The organism is Streptomyces sp. NPDC051569 (assembly GCF_044454085.1).
Classification (GTDB): Bacteria; Actinomycetota; Actinomycetes; order Streptomycetales; family Streptomycetaceae; genus Streptomyces.
In genome coordinates this window covers 264,318-282,209 of sequence record NZ_JBITDJ010000001.1, presented here as the reverse complement: position 1 = coordinate 282,209, position 17,892 = coordinate 264,318, and the positions used below count along the sequence as shown (strand labels likewise).

The window sequence follows — 17,892 nt, the reverse complement described above, 5'->3', positions numbered from 1 at the left end:
CGGCAGGCGGGGCGCGCTTCCTGACGCCCGGTCAGCCTGGTGCGGGAGAGGCGTCGAGGGCGTGGCGCACCAGCGCGAGCAGTGCCTCGACGGCGGTGATCCGCTTTCGCGCGTCCATGATCAATATGGGGACGCCGGGCGGGATCGTCAGGGCCTCGCGGACGTCCTCGGGCTCGAACGCCGGGGTGCCCTCGAAGTGGTTGACGGCGACGACGTACGGCAGACCGCAGCTCTCGAAGTAGTCGAGCGCCGGGAAGCAGTCGGGCAGCCGCCGGGTGTCGGCCAGCACGACGGCGCCGATCGCGCCGCGTACCAGGTCGTCCCACATGAACCAGAAGCGCTGCTGGCCCGGTGTGCCGAAGAGATACAGCACGAGGTCGTCGTCGAGGGTGATCCGGCCGTAGTCCATCGCCACGGTCGTGGTGATCTTGTCGGGCGTCGCGGTGAGATCGTCGGTGGCGGCGCTGGCCTGCGTCATCATCGCCTCCGTCTGCAGCGGAGGTATCTCGGAGACCGCCCCGACGAAGGTCGTCTTGCCGACGCCGAAGCCGCCCGCGACCACGATCTTGGTGGCGATCGGGGCGCGGGTACGGTCCAGCTGCCACGCCCGCGCTTCCTCCTCGGATTCGGCGGCCGCCGCCGGGGCGGAGATCCCCGATACGGCGGAGACGTCAGAGACGGCGGAGTCCACTCAGCACCCTTTCCAGCAGCGCGTGGTCGGGCCGGCCGGTGCCGTGACCGGTCCCGTACACACGGATCTTTCCCTGGTCGGCCAGGTCGCTGAGCAGCACCCGGACGACGCCCAGCGGCATCTTGAGCAGCGCCGAGATCTCGGCGACGGTACGCATGCGCCGACAGAGCTCGACGATGGCCAGCATCTCCGGCATGGCGCGCGCGGGCGCCGCGCCGTTCGCCAGCTCCTTGCGCTCGTCGGCCGCTTCGAGCGCGGCGACGAACGTCTCGACGAGCAGGACGTGTCCGAAACGCGTACGGCCGCCGGTCAGCGAGTACGGGCGGACCCGGGCCGGCCGCCGGTCGGAGCCGCGTACGGGCAGTCTGCGCAGCGGGTCGACGACAGGAGGCGTCACCGGCCGCTCTCCATCGACTGGCGCAGCTCGTCGCGGAGTTCGGGCGTCAGCGCGTGTCCGGCACGGCCGACGAAGAGCGCCATGTGGTAGGCCACGACACCCATGTCGCAGTCGGGGGTGGCGTGGACTCCGAGCAGCGAGCCGTCGCTGATCGACATGATGAAGACGCTGCCCTCCTCCATGGCGATCATGGTCTGCTTGATCCCGCCGCCGTCCATCAGCTTCGCCGCGCCCACGGAGAGACTGCCGATGCCCGACACGATGGTGGCCAGGTCGGCGCTGGAGCCGCGCGGGCCCTCCCGGCGCGCGGGTGTGGCCGCCTCTCCGTGCTGACCGGGGTCGGAGGAGAGCAGGAGCAGTCCGTCGGACGAGACGACGGCGACCGAACGCACTCCTGGCACCTCCTCGACGAGGTTGGTCAACAGCCAGTGCAGGTTACGTGCTTCGCTGCTCAGTCCGAATGTGCCGGTCGCAGTCAACTGCGTGCCTCCTCGACTGTCTCCCCCGTCTCTTCGGTGTGTAGCTCGGTCTGTGCTTCGGGTGCTATCTGCTCCGCGAGCTCGGCTTCGACATCGCGCCGGCCCTCCTTCGCCCCCTGGTGGAAACCGCCGAGCCGACGGCGCAGGGCTTCCGCGTCGACACTGCCGGTGCGCCCGGTGGGCGCGGCGGCGGGCTTGACGATCTTGGGGGCGCGCTTGGGCAGCCCCTTGTCGGTGATACGTACCCGCTCGGCGGTGTGGGACTCGTCGTCGGCGTCCTCTTCCGCCCCGGCGGTCGGGGCGCCCACGGGGGACGCGGCGTCGGCGGTCGGCCGGGGCAGCCGCATCAGGAAGGTGTCCTGGTCGAGGCCGGTCTCCGCCGGCTCACCCGCGCCGTCGCCGGCACCGTCGCGGACGCGCTCGTGGGCGTCCGGGCCGATGGCGTACGGGCCGGGCCGGGCGCTCTCGCGTTCGGCGGCGGCCTCGTCGGCCTCGGCGGCCTCGTCGGGCACGGCGGCCTCGGCGGACGCTACGGCTTCGGTGGGCTCGGCAGGCACGGTGGGCTGGGCGGCTTCGCCGCGCTCGGCGACGTCGGCGCGCTCGGCCTTGGGGGCCTCCGCCGCTTCGGCCGCCTCAGCGGCCTCCGCCTTGCGGATCGCCTCCTCCGCCGCGAGCACCAGCGGGTCGGGCGCGGAACGCCCGGGCAGCGCGTTGGAGTTGGCCTCCGCCGTCGATCCCGGCTGACTGAGCGCGGGCGCCGCCCCCGCCTTCCGTGCCTGGGGCGCCTTCACGGCCGGCGGCGATGCCGGAAGCAGGGCCGGCGGCAGTATGACGACCGCCGCCACACCGCCCTGCTGGTGCTCGCGCAGCTCGATCTTCACGCCGTGCCGGGCGGCGAGCAGAGCGGCGACGCGCAGCCCGAGCCCCTCGCCCTCGCCGTCGAACGTCTTCCGCTCCGCGAAGCCCTCGCGACCCTCGACGCCCTCCGGCGCGGCGAGCCGTGTGTTGAGCCGGGTGATCCGGTCCGCCGACATGCCGATGCCCTGGTCCTCGACGGAGAGCATCACCTCGCCGCTCTCCAGCAGCCAGCCGGAGAGCTGGACATCGGCGTCGGGCGGCGAGAACGACGCGGCGTTCTCCAGCAGCTCGGCGACGAGATGGCTGAGGTCGTCGGCGGCGAAGCCGGCCACCTGGGCGTGCGCCGGGAGGGACTGGATCGTGACCCGTTCGTACCGCTCGATCTCGCTCACGGCGGCGCGCAGGACGTCCACGAGCGGGACCGGCCCCGTAGGGCCGTGGCCGTGCTCGTGGCCCGCGAGTACCAGCAGGTTCTCGCTGTGCCGGCGCATGACCGTGGCCATGTGGTCGAGCCGGAAGAGGGTGTCGAGCCGCTCGGCGTCCTGCTCGCGCTCCTCCAGCTGCTCGATGACGCCGAGCTGGCGCTCGACGAGGCCGAGGGTGCGGAGCGAGAGGTTGACGAACGTGTGGTGGACCGTGTGCCGCAGCTCCTGGAGCTGGGCGGCCATCTCGGCGGTGCGCTGCAGGAGTTCGGAGCGCTGGGCCGCGGCCCTCTCGCGCTCGCCGACCAGGTCGCTCGGGTCGGCGCCGCCCCTTCCGGCGCGGACGGAAAGGTCGAGCAGCTTGCCGTGCAGGGCGTTGAGGGACCGTACGACCTGCGCGAACTCGTCGTTGCGGCCGGTGAAACGTACCGGCTCCTCGCTCTCGGGCGACGCGGCGATCCTGGCCGCGCCGATCCGTACGGCGGCGAGCGGCCTGGTGAGCGTACGGGCGACGGCCGTGGAGATCCCGATGGCGATCAGCAGACAGCCGCCGAGCAGGGCGACCCGCAGTTCGAGGCCGGTGACGTCGTCGTCGCGGAGCTGTTCGAGGCGGGCCACCTGGGTGGAGCCGAGACCGGACTCGACGCCGCGCATCTGGTCGATGCGGGCGGAGAGCGAGGACCCGACCTTCTCCTGATTGGCCTTGCGGTCACTGTCGGAGAGTTCGGGCCGGTCGGTGAGCCGGGTCAGGTACCCCTCGGCGGTCTTGACATCGGGTCCGGTGACCGTGCTCGTGAGGGAGTCGCGGGCCCGGGTGCTCGCGGTCTGGTCGAAGTCGGCGAGCGCGGCGAGTTCCCGGATGCGCGACTGCTGGGCGGCGGCGCTGAGGTCGTCGCGGAGCTGGTCGTTCTTCTCGGTCTCCGGGTCAGGCCGCGGCGGCGCGTAGAGCCCCGTGACGGGGTCGTACACCATGCCCGTGTTCGCGTTCCCTTCCGGGTCGCCGGGCACGGCCAGCGCGGCCAGCAGCAGGCCACGGGTGGCGGACGCCTGCTCGACAGCGCGGCTGAGCGCACCGGGGGCGCGGACGCCGTCGGCGGCCTCGGCCGGGGTCTTCTCGGCGAGTTCGTCGGCGAGGGCCTGGAGCTTGGCGATGACGTCGGAGTACGCGGTGTACGCCTCCATCGCCGAGCCCTCGCCGGTGAGGGCGGTGCGGCGGATGGAGGGAACGGTGGCGAGATCGCGCAGCAGGCCGGGGGACGCGGAGGCGGCGGCGCGGATCTCGTCGATCTGCCGGTCGACGCGGGCGCTGCGGGTGCCGGAGACCTTCTGCCCGGCCTTGCCCTTGGCCGTACCGCTGCCGTCGGTCGTACCGCTGCCGTCGCTCTCTTCGCCACCCGACTGCCCGTCACGGCCCGCGGCGATATGGACCATGACCTCGTCGCGTTCGTCCGCGAGGGAGTGGGCGAGGGTCACGGCCTGCCGGTTGAGTTCGGCGAGGGTCACCAGACGCTGAGCGTCGGTCAGCTCGGCCGAGGCGGCGAGGACGGCGGGGGCGCCCGCCACGACGACGGTGACACCGACGAGGGCGACACCGGCGATGAGGCGGCTGCGTACCCGCACGCGGCGCCCTTCCTTGGCCGGGGTCGACGTCACTCCGGTGGCCGGGGTGGCTCCGGTGCCCGGGGTGGCTCCGACGCCCGCCTTCTGGGGCTCACCCGGAGTTCCGCCGCGCATGACGTCGTTGCCCCGAGGCCGCTTTTTCTGCACCGGTGCTCGCATTCTTCACTCGTCCGCCCATGAAGCAGAGGTGACGACCGGTCACAACGGAAAACCCCCACCCACCCCTGGTACGGCTTCCGACCATTCCAGCGCTTTTGGGAGGGGGGCGCGCATCGGCCGCTCCACCACCCGAAGGAGTGAACAGTACGGATCAGTTGACGACCAACTCCGCCCGGCGCGCGCTCGGCGGAACCACCTGTGCCGGGTGGACCTTCCGCGCGGGCTTTGGCAGGATGCGCGCCCGCAGCTTCCCGGACCCGTCCGGAGTGGCTGATTCCGGCCCGAAGACACCGGCCTGACCTGGTGCGACGACCCCCCGGGCGAATGTGCGCACGAGGTGAAGGACTCATGCGGGCAGTCGTCACCGTCAGGCAGACTGGGCATCATGCGCATCGAACTGGCCACCGCACCCGGCGCCGCCGTACGGCCCAATGAGGACTGGACAGCAGTGTCCTTGCCCGCCGCCGGCGAGGGCGGAGCCCTGGTGGTCCTGGACGGGGTGACGCCCCCGGTCGGCGACGACGGGTGCGTGCACGGCGTCCCGTGGTTCACCGCACGACTGGGCGGCGCCCTGGCCGAACTGTCCGGTTCACGCCGGGATCTGACGCTGGCCGAGATCCTGGCCGCGTCGATCGCGCGCACCGCGGACGCCCACCGCACCACCTGTGACCTTTCTCACGTGCGGACACCTCAGGCGACCGTCGTCCTCGCGCGCTGGGGCGGAGACGTGGTCGAGCATCTGGTGCTCTCCGACTCGACGCTCCTTCTGGAGTCGCCGGACGGCGGAGTACGGGCGGTGCTGGACGACCGGCTGGACCGCCTGCCCGCCGAGACGCTCCGCTCACTCGCCGCGACGGACACGCTGCGCAACGCGGAGGGCGGCTTCTTCACCGCGGCGGCGGATCCGTCGGTCGCCGGGAAGGCGGTGACGGGCCGCACGCCGGTCGCGGAGGTGCGTTCCCTCCTCGCCCTGACGGACGGCGCGACCCGCTGGGTGGAGCTCTTCCGGGAAGGCGACTGGTCGGACTGCCTGGCGCTGGTCCGCAAGAACGGCCCGCAGGAGCTGATCGACCGGGTACGGGCGGCGGAGTCGGCGGACCGGGACGGCGCGGCGTTCCGCCGCTGGAAGTCGAGCGACGACGCGACGGTGACGTACGTGGAGCTCTAGCGCGTGCCGGGCCGGCCGTGGCGCGGCCGGCCCCCGGAGCGGACCGGCCGCGTCAGATCTCGGCGCGGGCGTTGAGGTGGTGGAGCAGCCGGGCCAGCTCCGCGATCTCGGCCCGGTCCCAGTCGGCCAGCTTCTGTACGTACAGCTCGCGGCGTGCGTCCCGGACCTGCCGGAAACGGGCCAGGCCCTCGTTGGTGACACGGACGAGTGAAGCGCGCCCGTCCGCCGGGTCGGGCTCGCGGGTGACGAGCCCCAGCTCCTCCAGCGCGCGCAGCTGGCGGCTCATCGTGGCCTTGCCGACGCCGAAGTAGTAGGACAGCTCGGTGGCCCGCTGGCTGCCGGTCTCCTCCAGCCGGACGAGCAGTCCGTACGCGGCGGGCTCCAGCTCGGGGTGGACCTCGCGGGCCATCTCGCCGGAGCTGGCCCGGGCGCGGCGCAGAAAGACCGCCAACTCCCTTTCCAGCGCCAGGAATTCGTGGTCCACACCACATCCCTGGGCCGGATCCGGTCGGTCGGCCGTACCGCTCCCGTGCACGTCAGCACTCATCGTGCGCTTTTCCGCTCCTGAAAGTTTCTTCCACCGTCGGCCGTTGCCGCAGCTCGTTCAGTATTTCGCAGGTTTATACCAACGACGGCAGCGTGGCGCCCTTCCGTCACGCGGGTCTACGTGCGTAGCGTCAGTGCGGGCGTGCCGCCCCACCGCACGCCGCCCCGTCATGAGGTCCCCCCACCGAGGTCTTCGGAGGCACGCAATGCCCGTGCACAGATCCGGAACGTACGGCCGCTCGTTCCGCGCCGTGGCCGGCGCTCTCCTCGCAACTCTCGCGCTCGTCCTCACCCTCCCGGGCGCGGCGAACGCCGCCGACCCCCCGGCAGATCCCCCGGCCGAGCTGCCCGCACGAGGCTCGGCCCACATGGGCATGGGCGTCATCGCGCACGACGGCCAGGGCCGTATGCCCCGCGACGAACGCGTCGTGCAGACGGAAGGCGTCGACGTCGCCGGCTATCAGGGGGACGTCGACTGGGCGTCCCTGTGGAACAGCGGCGTGAAATGGGCCTACGTCAAGGCCACCGAGGGGAACTACTACAAGAACCCGTCCTTCTCCTCGCAGTACAACGGCTCGTACAACGTCGGCATGATCCGCGGCGCGTACCACTTCGGCACCCCGAACGACGCGAGCGGCGCCGTGCAGGCCAACTACTTCGTGGACGGCGGCGGAGGCTGGTCGCGGGACGGCAGGACCCTGCCGGGCGTGCTGGACATCGAGTGGAATCCGTACGGCGAGTCCTGCTACGGCAAGACCCAGGCCCAGATGGTGGACTGGATCCGGGACTTCCTGAACACGTACAAGGCCCGCACCGGCCGCGACGCGGTGATCTACACGGCGACGAGCTGGTGGATCGAGTGCACGGGCAACTACACGGGCTTCGGTGCCACGAACCCGCTCTGGATCGCCCGCTACAACACCACGGTCGGCGAGCTGCCGGCCGGCTGGGACGTCCAGACGATCTGGCAGTACACCTCGACGGGCCCGTACGTCGGCGACCACGACCGCTTCAACGGCGCTCTGGACCGGGTCGTGGCCCTGGCCAACGGCTGACCCCGCCGCGAACGCACGCAGCGCGGTCCCGACCGGAACGGACCCCCGGTCGGGACCGCGCTGTCATGCTGTCAGCGGCAGAGCTGGAGATCACGAGCAGTCGGCGGTACGGGAGGACATCATGAGCGCCGGTGAGTGGGTCAGCAGCTCCATGCCGTACCTGACGCCTCGGGACAGCGGGCAGCCGGACGCCTGGGGCGCCGAGCTGGCCGCGCGGGGGCGGCGTGGAAGCCAGCGCGTCGTTCACGCGGGAGAGATCCCGGCGTCCGCGGAGCCGGCGGGGCTCCTCGGGGTGGCCGAGGGCGAGACCGTCGTCGTCCGCAGGCGGGTGATGTACCTCGAAGACGTGCTGTGCGAGCTGACCGACACCTACTACCCGGCTTCCGTCGCGCGTGGCACGCGTCTCGCCGGAACAGCCAAGATCCCGGGCGGAGCCGTCACCCTGCTCGCCCAGCTGGGGCACGTGGGGGTACGCGTCCGGGAGGAGGTGACCGCTCGCCTGCCCGGTGAGGAGGAGCGGGAAGCCCTGCGCACGGAGGCGGACGAACCGGTGCTGCGTCTGACGCGCGTCACCCTGGACGCCGACGACCGGCCCATCCAGGTCGACATCATGACGATGCCGGCCCGCCTTCAGCGGCTGCGCTACGAGATCAGCATCGGAAGACCGTGACGCACGACGGCCGGGCCCGGATTTTCGTTCCGGGCCCTGCCGTCGTACGCGTCCGTTCTCGTGGGCCTTACGCCGCCGCCGACACCAGGACCTCCGCCGGGGACAGGGCGATCTCCAGGACCTGACGGACATCCGTCACCGGGCGGACGTCCAGCTTGTCGAGGATCTCGGCCGGGACGTCGTCCAGGTCGGCCTCGTTGCGCTTCGGGATCACCACCGTCGTGAGGCCGGCCCGGTGGGCGGCCAGCAGCTTCTGCTTGAGGCCGCCGATGGGCAGGACCCGGCCGGTCAGTGAGACCTCGCCGGTCATGGCGACGTCGGTGCGGACCTGCCTGCCGCTCAGCAGCGACGCGAGCGCCGTCGTCATCGTGATGCCCGCGCTCGGGCCGTCCTTCGGCACCGCGCCCGCCGGGAAGTGGATGTGCACGCCCCGGTCCTTCAGGTCGGCGACCGGCAGTTCCAGTTCGGCGCCGCGCGAGCGGAGGAAGGAGAGCGCGATCTGCGCCGATTCCTTCATCACGTCACCGAGCTGTCCGGTCAGGGTCAGGCCGGAACCGCCGGTCTCCGGGTCGGCCAGCGACGCCTCGACGAAGAGGACGTCACCGCCCGCGCCGGTCACCGCGAGCCCCGTCGCCACGCCGGGCACCGCCGTGCGGCGCTCGGCCGGGTCCTGGGCGGACTCGGGGACGTGGTGCGGCCGGCCGATCAGCCCGCGCAGGTGCTCGTCGCGGAGCGTGAAGGGCAGCTCGCGCCGGCCCAGCTCGTGCTCGGCCGCGACCTTGCGCAGCAGCCTGGCGATGGACCGCTCCAGGTTTCGCACGCCCGCTTCGCGGGTGTACTCCCCTGCCAGCTTCCGCAGCGCGTCGTCCTCCAGGGTGACCTCGCCGGGCTCCAGGCCCGCGCGCTCCAGCTGCCGGGGCAGCAGGTGATCGCGGGCGATGACGACCTTCTCGTCCTCGGTGTAGCCGTCGAGCCGGACCAGCTCCATGCGGTCGAGCAGCGCCTCCGGGATGGCTTCCAGGACGTTCGCCGTGGCGAGGAACACCACGTCGGACAGGTCGAGTTCGACCTCCAGATAGTGGTCACGGAAGGTGTGGTTCTGCGCCGGGTCCAGGACTTCGAGCAGGGCCGCGGCCGGGTCGCCCCGGAAATCGGAGCCGACCTTGTCGATCTCGTCGAGCAGGACGACCGGGTTCATCGAACCGGCCTCCTTGATCGCCCGGACGATGCGGCCCGGCAGGGCGCCGACGTAGGTACGCCGGTGTCCGCGGATCTCCGCCTCGTCCCGCACACCGCCGAGCGCGACCCGGACGAACTTGCGTCCCATGGCGTGCGCGACCGATTCGCCGAGCGAGGTCTTGCCGACGCCGGGCGGGCCCACCAGAGCCAGGACGGCGCCACCGCGACGGCCGCCGACCACACCGAGGCCGCGCTCCGCGCGCCGCTTGCGCACGGCCAGGTACTCGGTGATGCGTTCCTTCACGTCCTCCAGGCCCGCGTGCTCGGCGTCGAGGACGGACTGGGCGCCCCGGATGTCGTACTCGTCCTCGGTGCGCTCGTTCCAGGGCAGTTCGAGCACGGTGTCGAGCCAGGTCCTGATCCAGGAGCCCTCGGGGCTCTGGTCGGACGAGCGCTCCAGCTTCTCGACCTCCTTGAGGGCGGCTTCCCGCACCTTCTCGGGGAGGTCGGCGGCCTCGACACGCGTCCGGTAGTCGTCGGACTCGTCCTGGTCGTCACCCTCGCCGCTCAGCCCGCGCAGTTCCTTGCGTACGGCTTCGAGCTGGCGCCGCAGCAGGAATTCGCGCTGCTGCTTGTCGACGCCCTCCTGGACGTCCTTGGCGATGGACTCCGCGACGTCCTGCTCGGCGAGGTGCTCGCGCAGCTGCTCGGTGGCGAGCTTGAGGCGGGCCACCGGGTCGGTGGTCTCCAGCAGCTCGACCTTCTGGGCCGTGGAGAGGAACGGTGAGTACCCGGAATTGTCGGCGAGCGTCGACACGTCGTCGATCTGCTGCACCCGGTCGACCACCTGCCAGGCGCCCCGCTTCTTCAGCCAGTCGGTGGCGAGGGCCTTGTACTCCCTCACCAGGTCGGCGACGGCGCCGGGCAGCGGTTCGGGCGCGGTTTCGTCGACGCTGACGCCCTCGACCCAGAGGGCCGCGCCGGGGCCGCTCGTACCGGCGCCGATCTGGACGCGGCCTCTACCGCGGATCAGTGCGCCGGGGTCGCCGTCGGAGAGCCGGCCGACCTGCTCGACGGTGCCCAGCACGCCGGTGCCGGCGTAGGTCCCGTCGATGCGCGGCACGAGCAGCACCTTGGGCTTTCCCGCGCCACTGTCACCGGCGCGGGATGCCGCCTGCGCGGCCTCGACCGCGGCGCGGACTTCGGTGTCGGACAGGTCGAGAGGCACCACCATGCCGGGCAGAACGACCTCGTCGTCGAGCGGCAGCACGGGAAGCGTGAGCGATGTGGACGTGGCAGCCATGATCTCCCCTTCGGCAATCAAGTTGAGCTATGTGGACTCAATGCTGGTGGGTCGGCAGATGTTCCCGGGGTCTCGTTCGCTGAGAGCGATCGCTCTCGCACGGCCCGGAAGGAGCGCGGCTTCCTGACGACAACGTCCAGCAGCCGTAAGACCTTCCACGGCACCGCGCGGTGGTCGTCCTCACTCCACGGACCTCGGTCGGCGGGCGGATCGCCCGGGCTCTCAGCGGTCCCGGCCGGCGATCAGGGTTCGCCGGGCGGAGAAATGGACTGTCCCCGCTGTCCTCGTCCCGCCAGGATGATCAGCGACAGCCGGCCGCCGGACGAGGAGATCCACCGTGCCCCACCCCGCGCCCATCCCGATCGCCGACGACCCGATTCCCGACGACGCGATCGCCGACGGCCCGATCGCCGACGACCCGGCTCCCGACATCGGCACCGTCACCGGCCTCGGCACCGGCCTCGGCACCGGCACGGGCCCGGGCGCCGACGCGCACGCCGCGCCCGTCACGCTCGACCGGCGGGACGGGCCGTACGGCGAGGTCGTCCTGCGGCAGCGAGGCGCGCGGCTGGAAATCATCGCCAACGGGTGCTTTCTGATGGACACCTCGGACGGCCGCTCCGAGCGGCTGCTGATCGACGCCGCGCTGGACGCGCTTCCCGGAGACCGGGACGAGAGGCCCGCCGTCCTCATCGGCGGCCTCGGTGTCGGCTTCTCCCTCGCGCACGCCGCCGCCGACCGCCGCTGGGGCCGGATCGTGGTCGTCGAGCGCGAACAGGCCGTCATCGACTGGCATCTCACCGGCCCGCTCGCCCGGATCTCGGGCACGGCGCTCGCCGATCCGCGTACGGCCGTCCTCCACACCGACCTGGTGGAGTATGTACGGGCGGCCACGGAACGTTACGACGCACTCTGTCTGGACATCGACAACGGACCGGACTGGACCGTCACCGACGGCAACGTCGGCCTGTACTCGCCGGAGGGGCTCGCGGCCTGCCGGGCGCGGCTGAAACCGGGCGGTGTCCTCGCCGTTTGGTCGGCGCAACCGTCTCCCGCCTTTGGCGAAGCGTTACGGAATGCCGGGTTCACCGGGGTAAGGGCGGAAGAGATCCCGGTTGCCCGAGGCGTACCCGACGTGGTCCATCTCGCTGTTCGCACTGCGTAGCCGGGACCCTCCCGCTGCCTCTACGCTGCTCCCGACACACGGATCCACCATCCGCATGAGGAATGTGGATCAGGGATCGCGAAACGCGTACCAGGGGCGGGCGATGGAGCAGACACACACCAGCCACAGCGGAGTCGCGGCCACGCCCAGCGCCCAGCGCCGGGTCCTGGTCGTCGAGGACGACGCCACGATCGTCGACGCGATCGCGGCGCGGCTGCGGGCCGAGGGCTTTCTGGTGCAGACGGCGGTGGACGGCCCGGCTGCCGTCGACGCGGCCGAGGCCTGGCAGCCGGACCTGATGGTCCTCGACATCATGCTGCCCGGCTTCGACGGCCTGGAGGTCTGCCGCCGCGTGCAGGCGCAGCGCCCGGTGCCGGTGCTGATGCTGACGGCCCGTGACGACGAGACCGACATGCTGGTCGGCCTCGGGGTCGGCGCCGACGACTACATGACCAAGCCGTTCTCCATGCGCGAGCTGGCGGCCCGGGTGCATGTGCTGCTGCGCCGGGTGGAGCGCGCGGCGCTCGCCGCGGTGACACCGCGCAGCGGCATCCTGCGCCTGGGTGAGCTGGAGGTCGACCACGCGCAGCGCCGGGTGCGGGTGCGCGGCGAGGACGTCCATCTGACACCCACCGAGTTCGATCTGCTGGTCTGCCTGGCGAACACCCCGCGCGCGGTGCTCTCCCGGGAGCAGCTGCTCGCCGAGGTGTGGGACTGGGCGGACGCCTCCGGCACCCGTACGGTCGACAGTCACATCAAGGCGCTGCGCCGGAAGATCGGCGCCGAGCGGATCCGTACCGTGCACGGCGTCGGCTACGCGCTGGAGACTCCGGCGCCATGACCCGGCCCCGGGGCGGCGGTGCCGGCAGCGAGAGACAGGGCCGGGAGAGACACGGTCACGACAGGTACGGTCACGACCGGCGCGGCCGGGAGGTCCGTGGCCGCGCCACCGGCCCGGAGAGAACCGGGCTGCGGCCGTTCTCCATCAAGACCAAGCTCGGCACGCTCGTCGTCGTCTCCGTCTTCATCACGACGGGTCTGCTGATGGTGGCCCTGCACACCAAGACCGAGCTGCGCTTCATCACGGTCTTCTCGGTGATCGCGACGCTGCTGATCACCCAGTTCGTGGCCCACGGCCTGACCGCTCCGCTCGACGAGATGAACACGGTCGCCAAGGGCATATCGCATGGCGACTACACCCGCCGGGTGAGCGGCGCCGACCGCCGTGACGAGCTGGGTGACCTCGCCTCCACCATCAATCGCATGGCCGACGATCTGGAGGCCGTGGACCGGCACCGCAAGGAGCTGGTCGCGAACGTCTCGCACGAGCTGCGCACGCCCATCGCGGCCCTGCGTGCCGTGCTGGAGAACGTCGTCGACGGGGTGTCCGCCGCCGATCCGGAGACGATGCGGACGGCGCTGCGGCAGACGGAGCGGCTCGGCCGGCTGGTGGAGACGCTGCTCGACCTGTCCCGGCTCGACAACGGCGTCGTCACGCTGAGGGCCCAGCGCTTCGAGGTGTGGCCGTATCTCTCCGGCGTGCTCAAGGAAGCCGGTCTGGCCGCCTCGCAGCGCAAACTGAGCTCCGGCTCCGGCAACCACACCCGTACGGACGTACATCTGCATCTGGATGTCTCGCCGCCGGAGTTGACCGCGCACGCGGACGCGGAGCGGCTGCATCAGGTCGTCGCCAACCTCATCGACAACGCGGTCAAGCACAGCCCGCCGCACGGCCGGGTCACCGTCCGGGCCCGGCGCGGCGAGCAGCCCGAGTCGCTGGACCTGGAGGTGCAGGACGAGGGGCCCGGGATTCCTGAGCAGGAGCGGCACCAGGTCTTCGAGCGCTTCAACCGGGGCACCGCGCAGTCCCCGCACGGCCCCGGCAGCGACGGCGGTACGGGTCTGGGGCTGGCGATCGCGCGCTGGGCGGTGGATTTGCACGGCGGGCGCATCGGCGTGGCCGAATCCGCTCGGGGCTGCCGGATACAGGTCACCCTTCCGGGAGTCCCCCGGGCGCGCGGTTGACGTACAGTTCGAAGCGTTAGCGCACGATCTCCGGGTACGGAGTCGGGGACGGGCGGGCTACGGGCCGCGGACCGGCCGTGGCGGGGCGGCCGAGCGACTCTTGTGCATCCCTGGCGCAACGGAACCTGGCTTGTTTCCCGCCATTTCATACGCTGAAACCCACCGTTCGATGTGAGATGCACGACGATGGCACGCCCGGTCTGCACCTGCTGGCCTGGTAGGCGTAGCCTTGATTCCCGCTGTCCATCACCTTGTGAAGCGGAAGAGGGCGGTTCACGCCGTGTCGTCTCAGTCCCCCAGTAACGCGAGCATCTCGACCGACGAAGACGGGCAGGGCAAGAGCCCTGCCGCTGCCTTCGGAGCCAACGAATGGCTCGTCGACGAGATCTACCAGCAGTACCTCCAGGATCCGAATTCGGTCGACCGTGCCTGGTGGGACTTCTTCGCCGACTACAAGCCGGGCACCTCCGGCACGGCGGACAAGCCCGCGGAGACCGCAGCCGCGGGGGCTGCGGTGCCCACGACCCAGGCCCCGGCCCCGGCCGTCGCCCCGGTTCCCGCCGCGGCAGCCGCTCCGGCGAAGCCCGCCGCGGCCGCCCCGGCTCCGGCCCAGGCCGCCGCTCCGGCCGCCGCGCCCGCGGCTCCGGCGAAGCCCGCCGCGGCGGCACCGGCTCCGGCCGCTCCGGCGCAGGCGGCACCCGCCGCCAAGCCCGCCGCCGCCCCGGCGCCGCCCAAGGCCGCCGCCGCGCCCGCCGGCAAGGACGGCTCGCCCGCCGAGGGTCCGGAGTACCTGACGCTGCGCGGCCCGTCGGCCGCCGTCGCGAAGAACATGAACGCCTCGCTGGAACTGCCCACGGCCACGTCCGTGCGCGCCGTCCCGGTGAAGCTGCTCTTCGACAACCGCATCGTCATCAACAACCACCTGAAGCGTGCGCGCGGCGGCAAGATCTCGTTCACGCACCTCATCGGGTACGCGATGGTGCAGGCGCTCAAGGCCATGCCGTCGATGAACCACTCCTTCGCGGAGCGGGACGGCAAGCCGACCCTGGTCAAGCCCGCGCATGTGAACCTCGGTCTCGCCATCGACCTGGTGAAGCCGAACGGTGACCGCCAGCTCGTCGTCGCCGGCATCAAGAAGGCCGAGACGCTCAACTTCTTCGAGTTCTGGCAGGCGTACGAGGACATCGTCCGCCGCGCCCGCAACAACAAGCTGACGATGGATGACTTCACCGGAGTCACCGCGTCGCTGACCAACCCGGGCGGCATCGGCACCGTCCACTCCGTACCGCGCCTGATGCCCGGTCAGGGCCTCATCCTGGGCGTCGGCGCGATGGACTACCCCGCCGAGTTCCAGGGCACCTCGCAGGACACCCTGAACAAGCTGGGCATCTCGAAGGTCATGACGCTGACCTCGACGTACGACCACCGCGTCATCCAGGGCGCCGCCTCCGGCGAGTTCCTGCGGATCCTCAGCCAACTGCTCCTCGGCGAGAACGAGTTCTTCGACGAGATCTTCAAGGCGCTGCGCATCCCGTACGAGCCGGTCCGCTGGCTCAAGGACATCGACGCCTCGCACGACGACGACGTCACGAAGCCCGCCCGGGTCTTCGAACTGATCCACTCCTACCGGGTGCGCGGCCACGTCATGGCCGACACGGACCCGCTGGAGTACCGCCAGCGCAAGCACCCCGACCTGGACATCACCGAGCACGGGCTCACGCTGTGGGACCTGGAGCGGGAGTTCGCGGTCGGTGGCTTCGCCGGCAAGTCCATGATGAAGCTGCGCGACATCCTGGGCGTGCTGCGTGAGTCGTACTGCCGCACCACCGGCATCGAGTTCATGCACATCCAGGACCCGAAGCAGCGCAAGTGGCTGCAGGACCGGGTGGAGCGCCCGCGCGCCAAGCCCGAGCGCGAGGAGCAGCTCCGCATCCTGCGCCGGCTCAACGCGGCCGAGGCGTTCGAAACGTTCCTGCAGACGAAGTACGTCGGCCAGAAGCGCTTCTCGCTGGAGGGCGGCGAGTCCGTCATCCCGCTGCTCGACGCGGTCATCGACTCCGCCGCCGAGTCGCGCCTGGACGAGGTCGTCATCGGCATGGCGCACCGCGGCCGCCTGAACGTCCTCGCGAACATCGTGGGCAAGTCGTACGCGCAGATCTTCCGGGAGTTCGAGGGCAACCTCGACCCGAAGTCGATGCACGGCTCCGGCGACGTGAAGTACCACCTGGGCGCCGAGGGCACCTTCACCGGGCTGGACGGCGAGCAGATCAAGGTCTCGCTGGCCGCGAACCCCTCGCACCTGGAGGCGGTCGACCCGATCCTGGAGGGCATCGCCCGCGCCAAGCAGGACATCATCAACAAGGCCGGTACGGACTTCACGGTCCTGCCCGTCGCCCTCCACGGCGACGCGGCCTTCGCGGGCCAGGGCGTCGTCGCCGAGACGCTCAACATGTCGCAGCTGCGCGGCTACCGCACCGGCGGCACGGTCCACATCGTGATCAACAACCAGGTCGGCTTCACCGCCGCCCCGGAGGCCTCGCGTTCGTCCATGTACGCGACCGACGTCGCCCGCATGATCGAGGCGCCGATCATCCACGTGAACGGTGACGACCCGGAGGCCGTGGTCCGCGTCGCGCGGCTCGCCTTCGAGTTCCGCCAGACGTTCAACAAGGACGTCGTGATCGACCTCATCTGCTACCGCCGCCGCGGTCACAACGAGGGCGACAACCCGCAGTTCACCAACCCGCAGATGTACAACCTGATCGACAAGAAGCGCTCGGTGCGCAAGCTCTACACCGAGTCCCTCATCGGCCGGGGCGACATCACGCTGGAAGAGGCGGAGCAGGCGCTCCAGGACTTCCAGGGCCAGCTGGAGAAGGTCTTCGCGGAGGTCCGCGAGGCCACCTCGGGGCCCGCCCCGACGCATGTCCCGGACGCCCAGGCCGAGTTCCCGGTGGCCGTCACCACGGCGGTCTCCCAGGAGGTCGTCAAGCGGATCGCCGAGTCGCAGGTCAACATCCCGGACACCGTCAGCGTCCACCCGCGCCTGATGCCGCAGATGCAGCGCCGCGCGTCCTCCGTGGACGACGGCACGATCGACTGGGGCATGGGCGAGACCCTCGCCATCGGCTCGCTGCTGATGGAGGGCACCCCGGTCCGGCTCTCCGGCCAGGACACCCGCCGCGGCACGTTCGGCCAGCGCCACGCGGTCCTGGTCGACCAGGAGACCGGCGAGGACTACACCCCGCTGCAGTACCTCTCCGAGGACCAGGCCCGTTACAACGTCTACGACTCGCTGCTCAGCGAGTACGCGGCGATGGGCTTCGAGTACGGCTACTCGCTGGCCCGCCCGGACGCGCTGGTCATGTGGGAGGCGCAATTCGGTGACTTCGTCAACGGCGCGCAGACCGTGGTGGACGAGTTCATCTCGTCGGCCGAGCAGAAGTGGGGCCAGACGTCCGGCGTCACGCTGCTGCTGCCGCACGGCTACGAGGGCCAGGGCCCGGACCACTCGTCCGCCCGCCCGGAGCGCTTCCTCCAGATGTGCGCCCAGCACAACATGACGGTCGCCATGCCGACCCTGCCGTCGAACTACTTCCACCTGCTGCGCTGGCAGGTCCACAACCCGCACCACAAGCCGCTCGTCGTCTTCACCCCGAAGTCGATGCTGCGTCTGAAGGCCGCGGCGTCCAAGGCGGAGGAGTTCACCACCGGCGGCTTCCGCCCGGTGATCGGCGACGCGTCCGTGGACCCGAACGCGGTCCGCAAGGTCGTCTTCTGCTCGGGCAAGGTCTACTACGACCTGGAGGCCGAGCGGCAGAAGCGCGGCGTCACGGACACCGCGATCCTGCGCCTGGAGCGCCTGTACCCGCTGCCGGGTGCGGAACTGCAGGCCGAGATCGCCAAGTTCCCGAACGCCGACAAGTACCTGTGGGCCCAGGAGGAGCCGGCGAACCAGGGTGCCTGGCCGTTCATCGCGCTCAACCTGATCGACCACCTGGACCTGGCGGTCGGCGCCGACATCCCGCACGGCGAGCGCCTGCGCCGGATCTCGCGTCCGCACTCCTCGTCCCCGGCGGTCGGCTCGGCCAAGCGCCACCAGGCCGAGCAGCAGCAGCTGGTCAGCGAGGTCTTCGACGCCTGACCGGCGTCGGT

The 17,892-nt window shown here is 71.2% G+C and carries 13 protein-coding genes; 7 read left to right on the top strand and 6 right to left on the bottom strand.

Annotated elements, in window-relative coordinates:
• Nucleotides 1-31: 31 nt before the first annotated feature.
• Genes ACIBAE_RS01180 through ACIBAE_RS01165 form a run of 4 tightly spaced genes read right to left on the bottom strand, consistent with a single transcriptional unit; the run spans nucleotide 32 to nucleotide 4,626 of the window.
• Nucleotides 32-691, bottom strand: coding sequence for a GTP-binding protein (locus ACIBAE_RS01180; protein ID WP_399281648.1), 660 nt, complete (start codon nucleotides 689-691; stop codon nucleotides 32-34).
• Nucleotides 672-1,088, bottom strand: coding sequence for a DUF742 domain-containing protein (locus tag ACIBAE_RS01175; RefSeq protein WP_399281647.1), 417 nt, complete (start codon nucleotides 1,086-1,088; stop codon nucleotides 672-674). Before ACIBAE_RS01175 ends, ACIBAE_RS01180 begins: the two co-directional genes overlap by 20 nt.
• A complete protein-coding gene (locus ACIBAE_RS01170) occupies nucleotides 1,085-1,567 on the bottom strand; it encodes a roadblock/LC7 domain-containing protein (protein ID WP_399281646.1) in 483 nt (160 codons plus the stop codon). The genes ACIBAE_RS01175 and ACIBAE_RS01170 overlap by 4 nt, the downstream gene beginning before the upstream one ends.
• Nucleotides 1,564-4,626, bottom strand: a complete 3,063-nt coding sequence (locus ACIBAE_RS01165) for a nitrate- and nitrite sensing domain-containing protein (RefSeq protein WP_399281645.1) — start codon at nucleotides 4,624-4,626, stop codon at nucleotides 1,564-1,566. The genes ACIBAE_RS01170 and ACIBAE_RS01165 overlap by 4 nt, the downstream gene beginning before the upstream one ends.
• 385 nt (nucleotides 4,627-5,011) lie before the next feature.
• Here ACIBAE_RS01165 and ACIBAE_RS01160 point away from each other — a divergent pair, with 385 nt between their 5' ends.
• Nucleotides 5,012-5,794 (top strand): hypothetical protein, encoded by a 783-nt coding sequence (locus ACIBAE_RS01160; RefSeq protein WP_399281644.1) that lies wholly within the window; start codon nucleotides 5,012-5,014, stop codon nucleotides 5,792-5,794.
• A gap of 52 nt (nucleotides 5,795-5,846) precedes the next feature.
• On the opposite strand, the gene ACIBAE_RS01155 is transcribed toward ACIBAE_RS01160, so the two are convergent.
• A complete protein-coding gene (locus ACIBAE_RS01155; RefSeq protein WP_399281643.1) occupies nucleotides 5,847-6,341 on the bottom strand; it encodes a MarR family winged helix-turn-helix transcriptional regulator in 495 nt (164 codons plus the stop codon).
• Nucleotides 6,342-6,546: 205 nt separating this feature from the next.
• Between ACIBAE_RS01155 and ACIBAE_RS01150 the strand changes: the two genes are divergently transcribed.
• Together ACIBAE_RS01150 and ACIBAE_RS01145 are read left to right on the top strand one after the other, a co-directional pair.
• Nucleotides 6,547-7,395 (top strand): lysozyme, encoded by an 849-nt coding sequence (locus ACIBAE_RS01150; RefSeq protein ID WP_399281642.1) that lies wholly within the window; start codon nucleotides 6,547-6,549, stop codon nucleotides 7,393-7,395.
• A gap of 121 nt (nucleotides 7,396-7,516) precedes the next feature.
• A complete protein-coding gene (locus ACIBAE_RS01145; protein WP_399281641.1) occupies nucleotides 7,517-8,065 on the top strand; it encodes a GntR family transcriptional regulator in 549 nt (182 codons plus the stop codon).
• A 67-nt stretch (nucleotides 8,066-8,132) separates the two neighbouring features.
• On the opposite strand, the gene lon is transcribed toward ACIBAE_RS01145, so the two are convergent.
• Nucleotides 8,133-10,547 (bottom strand): endopeptidase La, encoded by a 2,415-nt coding sequence (lon, locus tag ACIBAE_RS01140; RefSeq protein WP_399281640.1) that lies wholly within the window; start codon nucleotides 10,545-10,547, stop codon nucleotides 8,133-8,135.
• A gap of 547 nt (nucleotides 10,548-11,094) precedes the next feature.
• On the opposite strand from lon, the gene ACIBAE_RS01135 reads away from it, so the two are divergent.
• The 4 genes from ACIBAE_RS01135 (at nucleotide 11,095) to ACIBAE_RS01120 (ending at nucleotide 17,881) form a co-directional block, all read left to right on the top strand.
• Nucleotides 11,095-11,712: a spermidine synthase gene (locus tag ACIBAE_RS01135; RefSeq protein ID WP_399281982.1), complete on the top strand. Its 618-nt coding sequence runs from the start codon at nucleotides 11,095-11,097 to the stop codon at nucleotides 11,710-11,712.
• A gap of 103 nt (nucleotides 11,713-11,815) precedes the next feature.
• On the top strand, nucleotides 11,816-12,553 hold the full coding sequence (locus ACIBAE_RS01130) for a response regulator transcription factor (RefSeq protein ID WP_399281639.1): 738 nt from the start codon (nucleotides 11,816-11,818) through the stop codon (nucleotides 12,551-12,553).
• A gap of 128 nt (nucleotides 12,554-12,681) precedes the next feature.
• Nucleotides 12,682-13,737, top strand: coding sequence for an ATP-binding protein (locus ACIBAE_RS01125; protein WP_399281981.1), 1,056 nt, complete (start codon nucleotides 12,682-12,684; stop codon nucleotides 13,735-13,737).
• 280 nt (nucleotides 13,738-14,017) lie between these two features.
• Entirely contained in the window at nucleotides 14,018-17,881 is a 3,864-nt protein-coding gene (locus ACIBAE_RS01120) for a multifunctional oxoglutarate decarboxylase/oxoglutarate dehydrogenase thiamine pyrophosphate-binding subunit/dihydrolipoyllysine-residue succinyltransferase subunit (RefSeq protein ID WP_399281638.1), read from the top strand.
• Nucleotides 17,882-17,892: the final 11 nt, after the last annotated feature.

Bases quoted from the DNA above. Each gene is read 5' to 3' on its own strand.
- ACIBAE_RS01165 (WP_399281645.1), bottom strand. From the start codon at position 4,626: ATGCGAGCACCGGTGCAGAAAAAGCGGCCTCGGGGCAACGACGTCATG.
- ACIBAE_RS01160 (WP_399281644.1), top strand. From the start codon at position 5,012: ATGCGCATCGAACTGGCCACCGCACCCGGCGCCGCCGTACGGCCCAAT.
- ACIBAE_RS01155 (WP_399281643.1), bottom strand. From the start codon at position 6,341: ATGAGTGCTGACGTGCACGGGAGCGGTACGGCCGACCGACCGGATCCG.
- ACIBAE_RS01150 (WP_399281642.1), top strand. From the start codon at position 6,547: ATGCCCGTGCACAGATCCGGAACGTACGGCCGCTCGTTCCGCGCCGTG.
- ACIBAE_RS01145 (WP_399281641.1), top strand. From the start codon at position 7,517: ATGAGCGCCGGTGAGTGGGTCAGCAGCTCCATGCCGTACCTGACGCCT.
- lon (WP_399281640.1), bottom strand. From the start codon at position 10,547: ATGGCTGCCACGTCCACATCGCTCACGCTTCCCGTGCTGCCGCTCGAC.
- ACIBAE_RS01130 (WP_399281639.1), top strand. From the start codon at position 11,816: ATGGAGCAGACACACACCAGCCACAGCGGAGTCGCGGCCACGCCCAGC.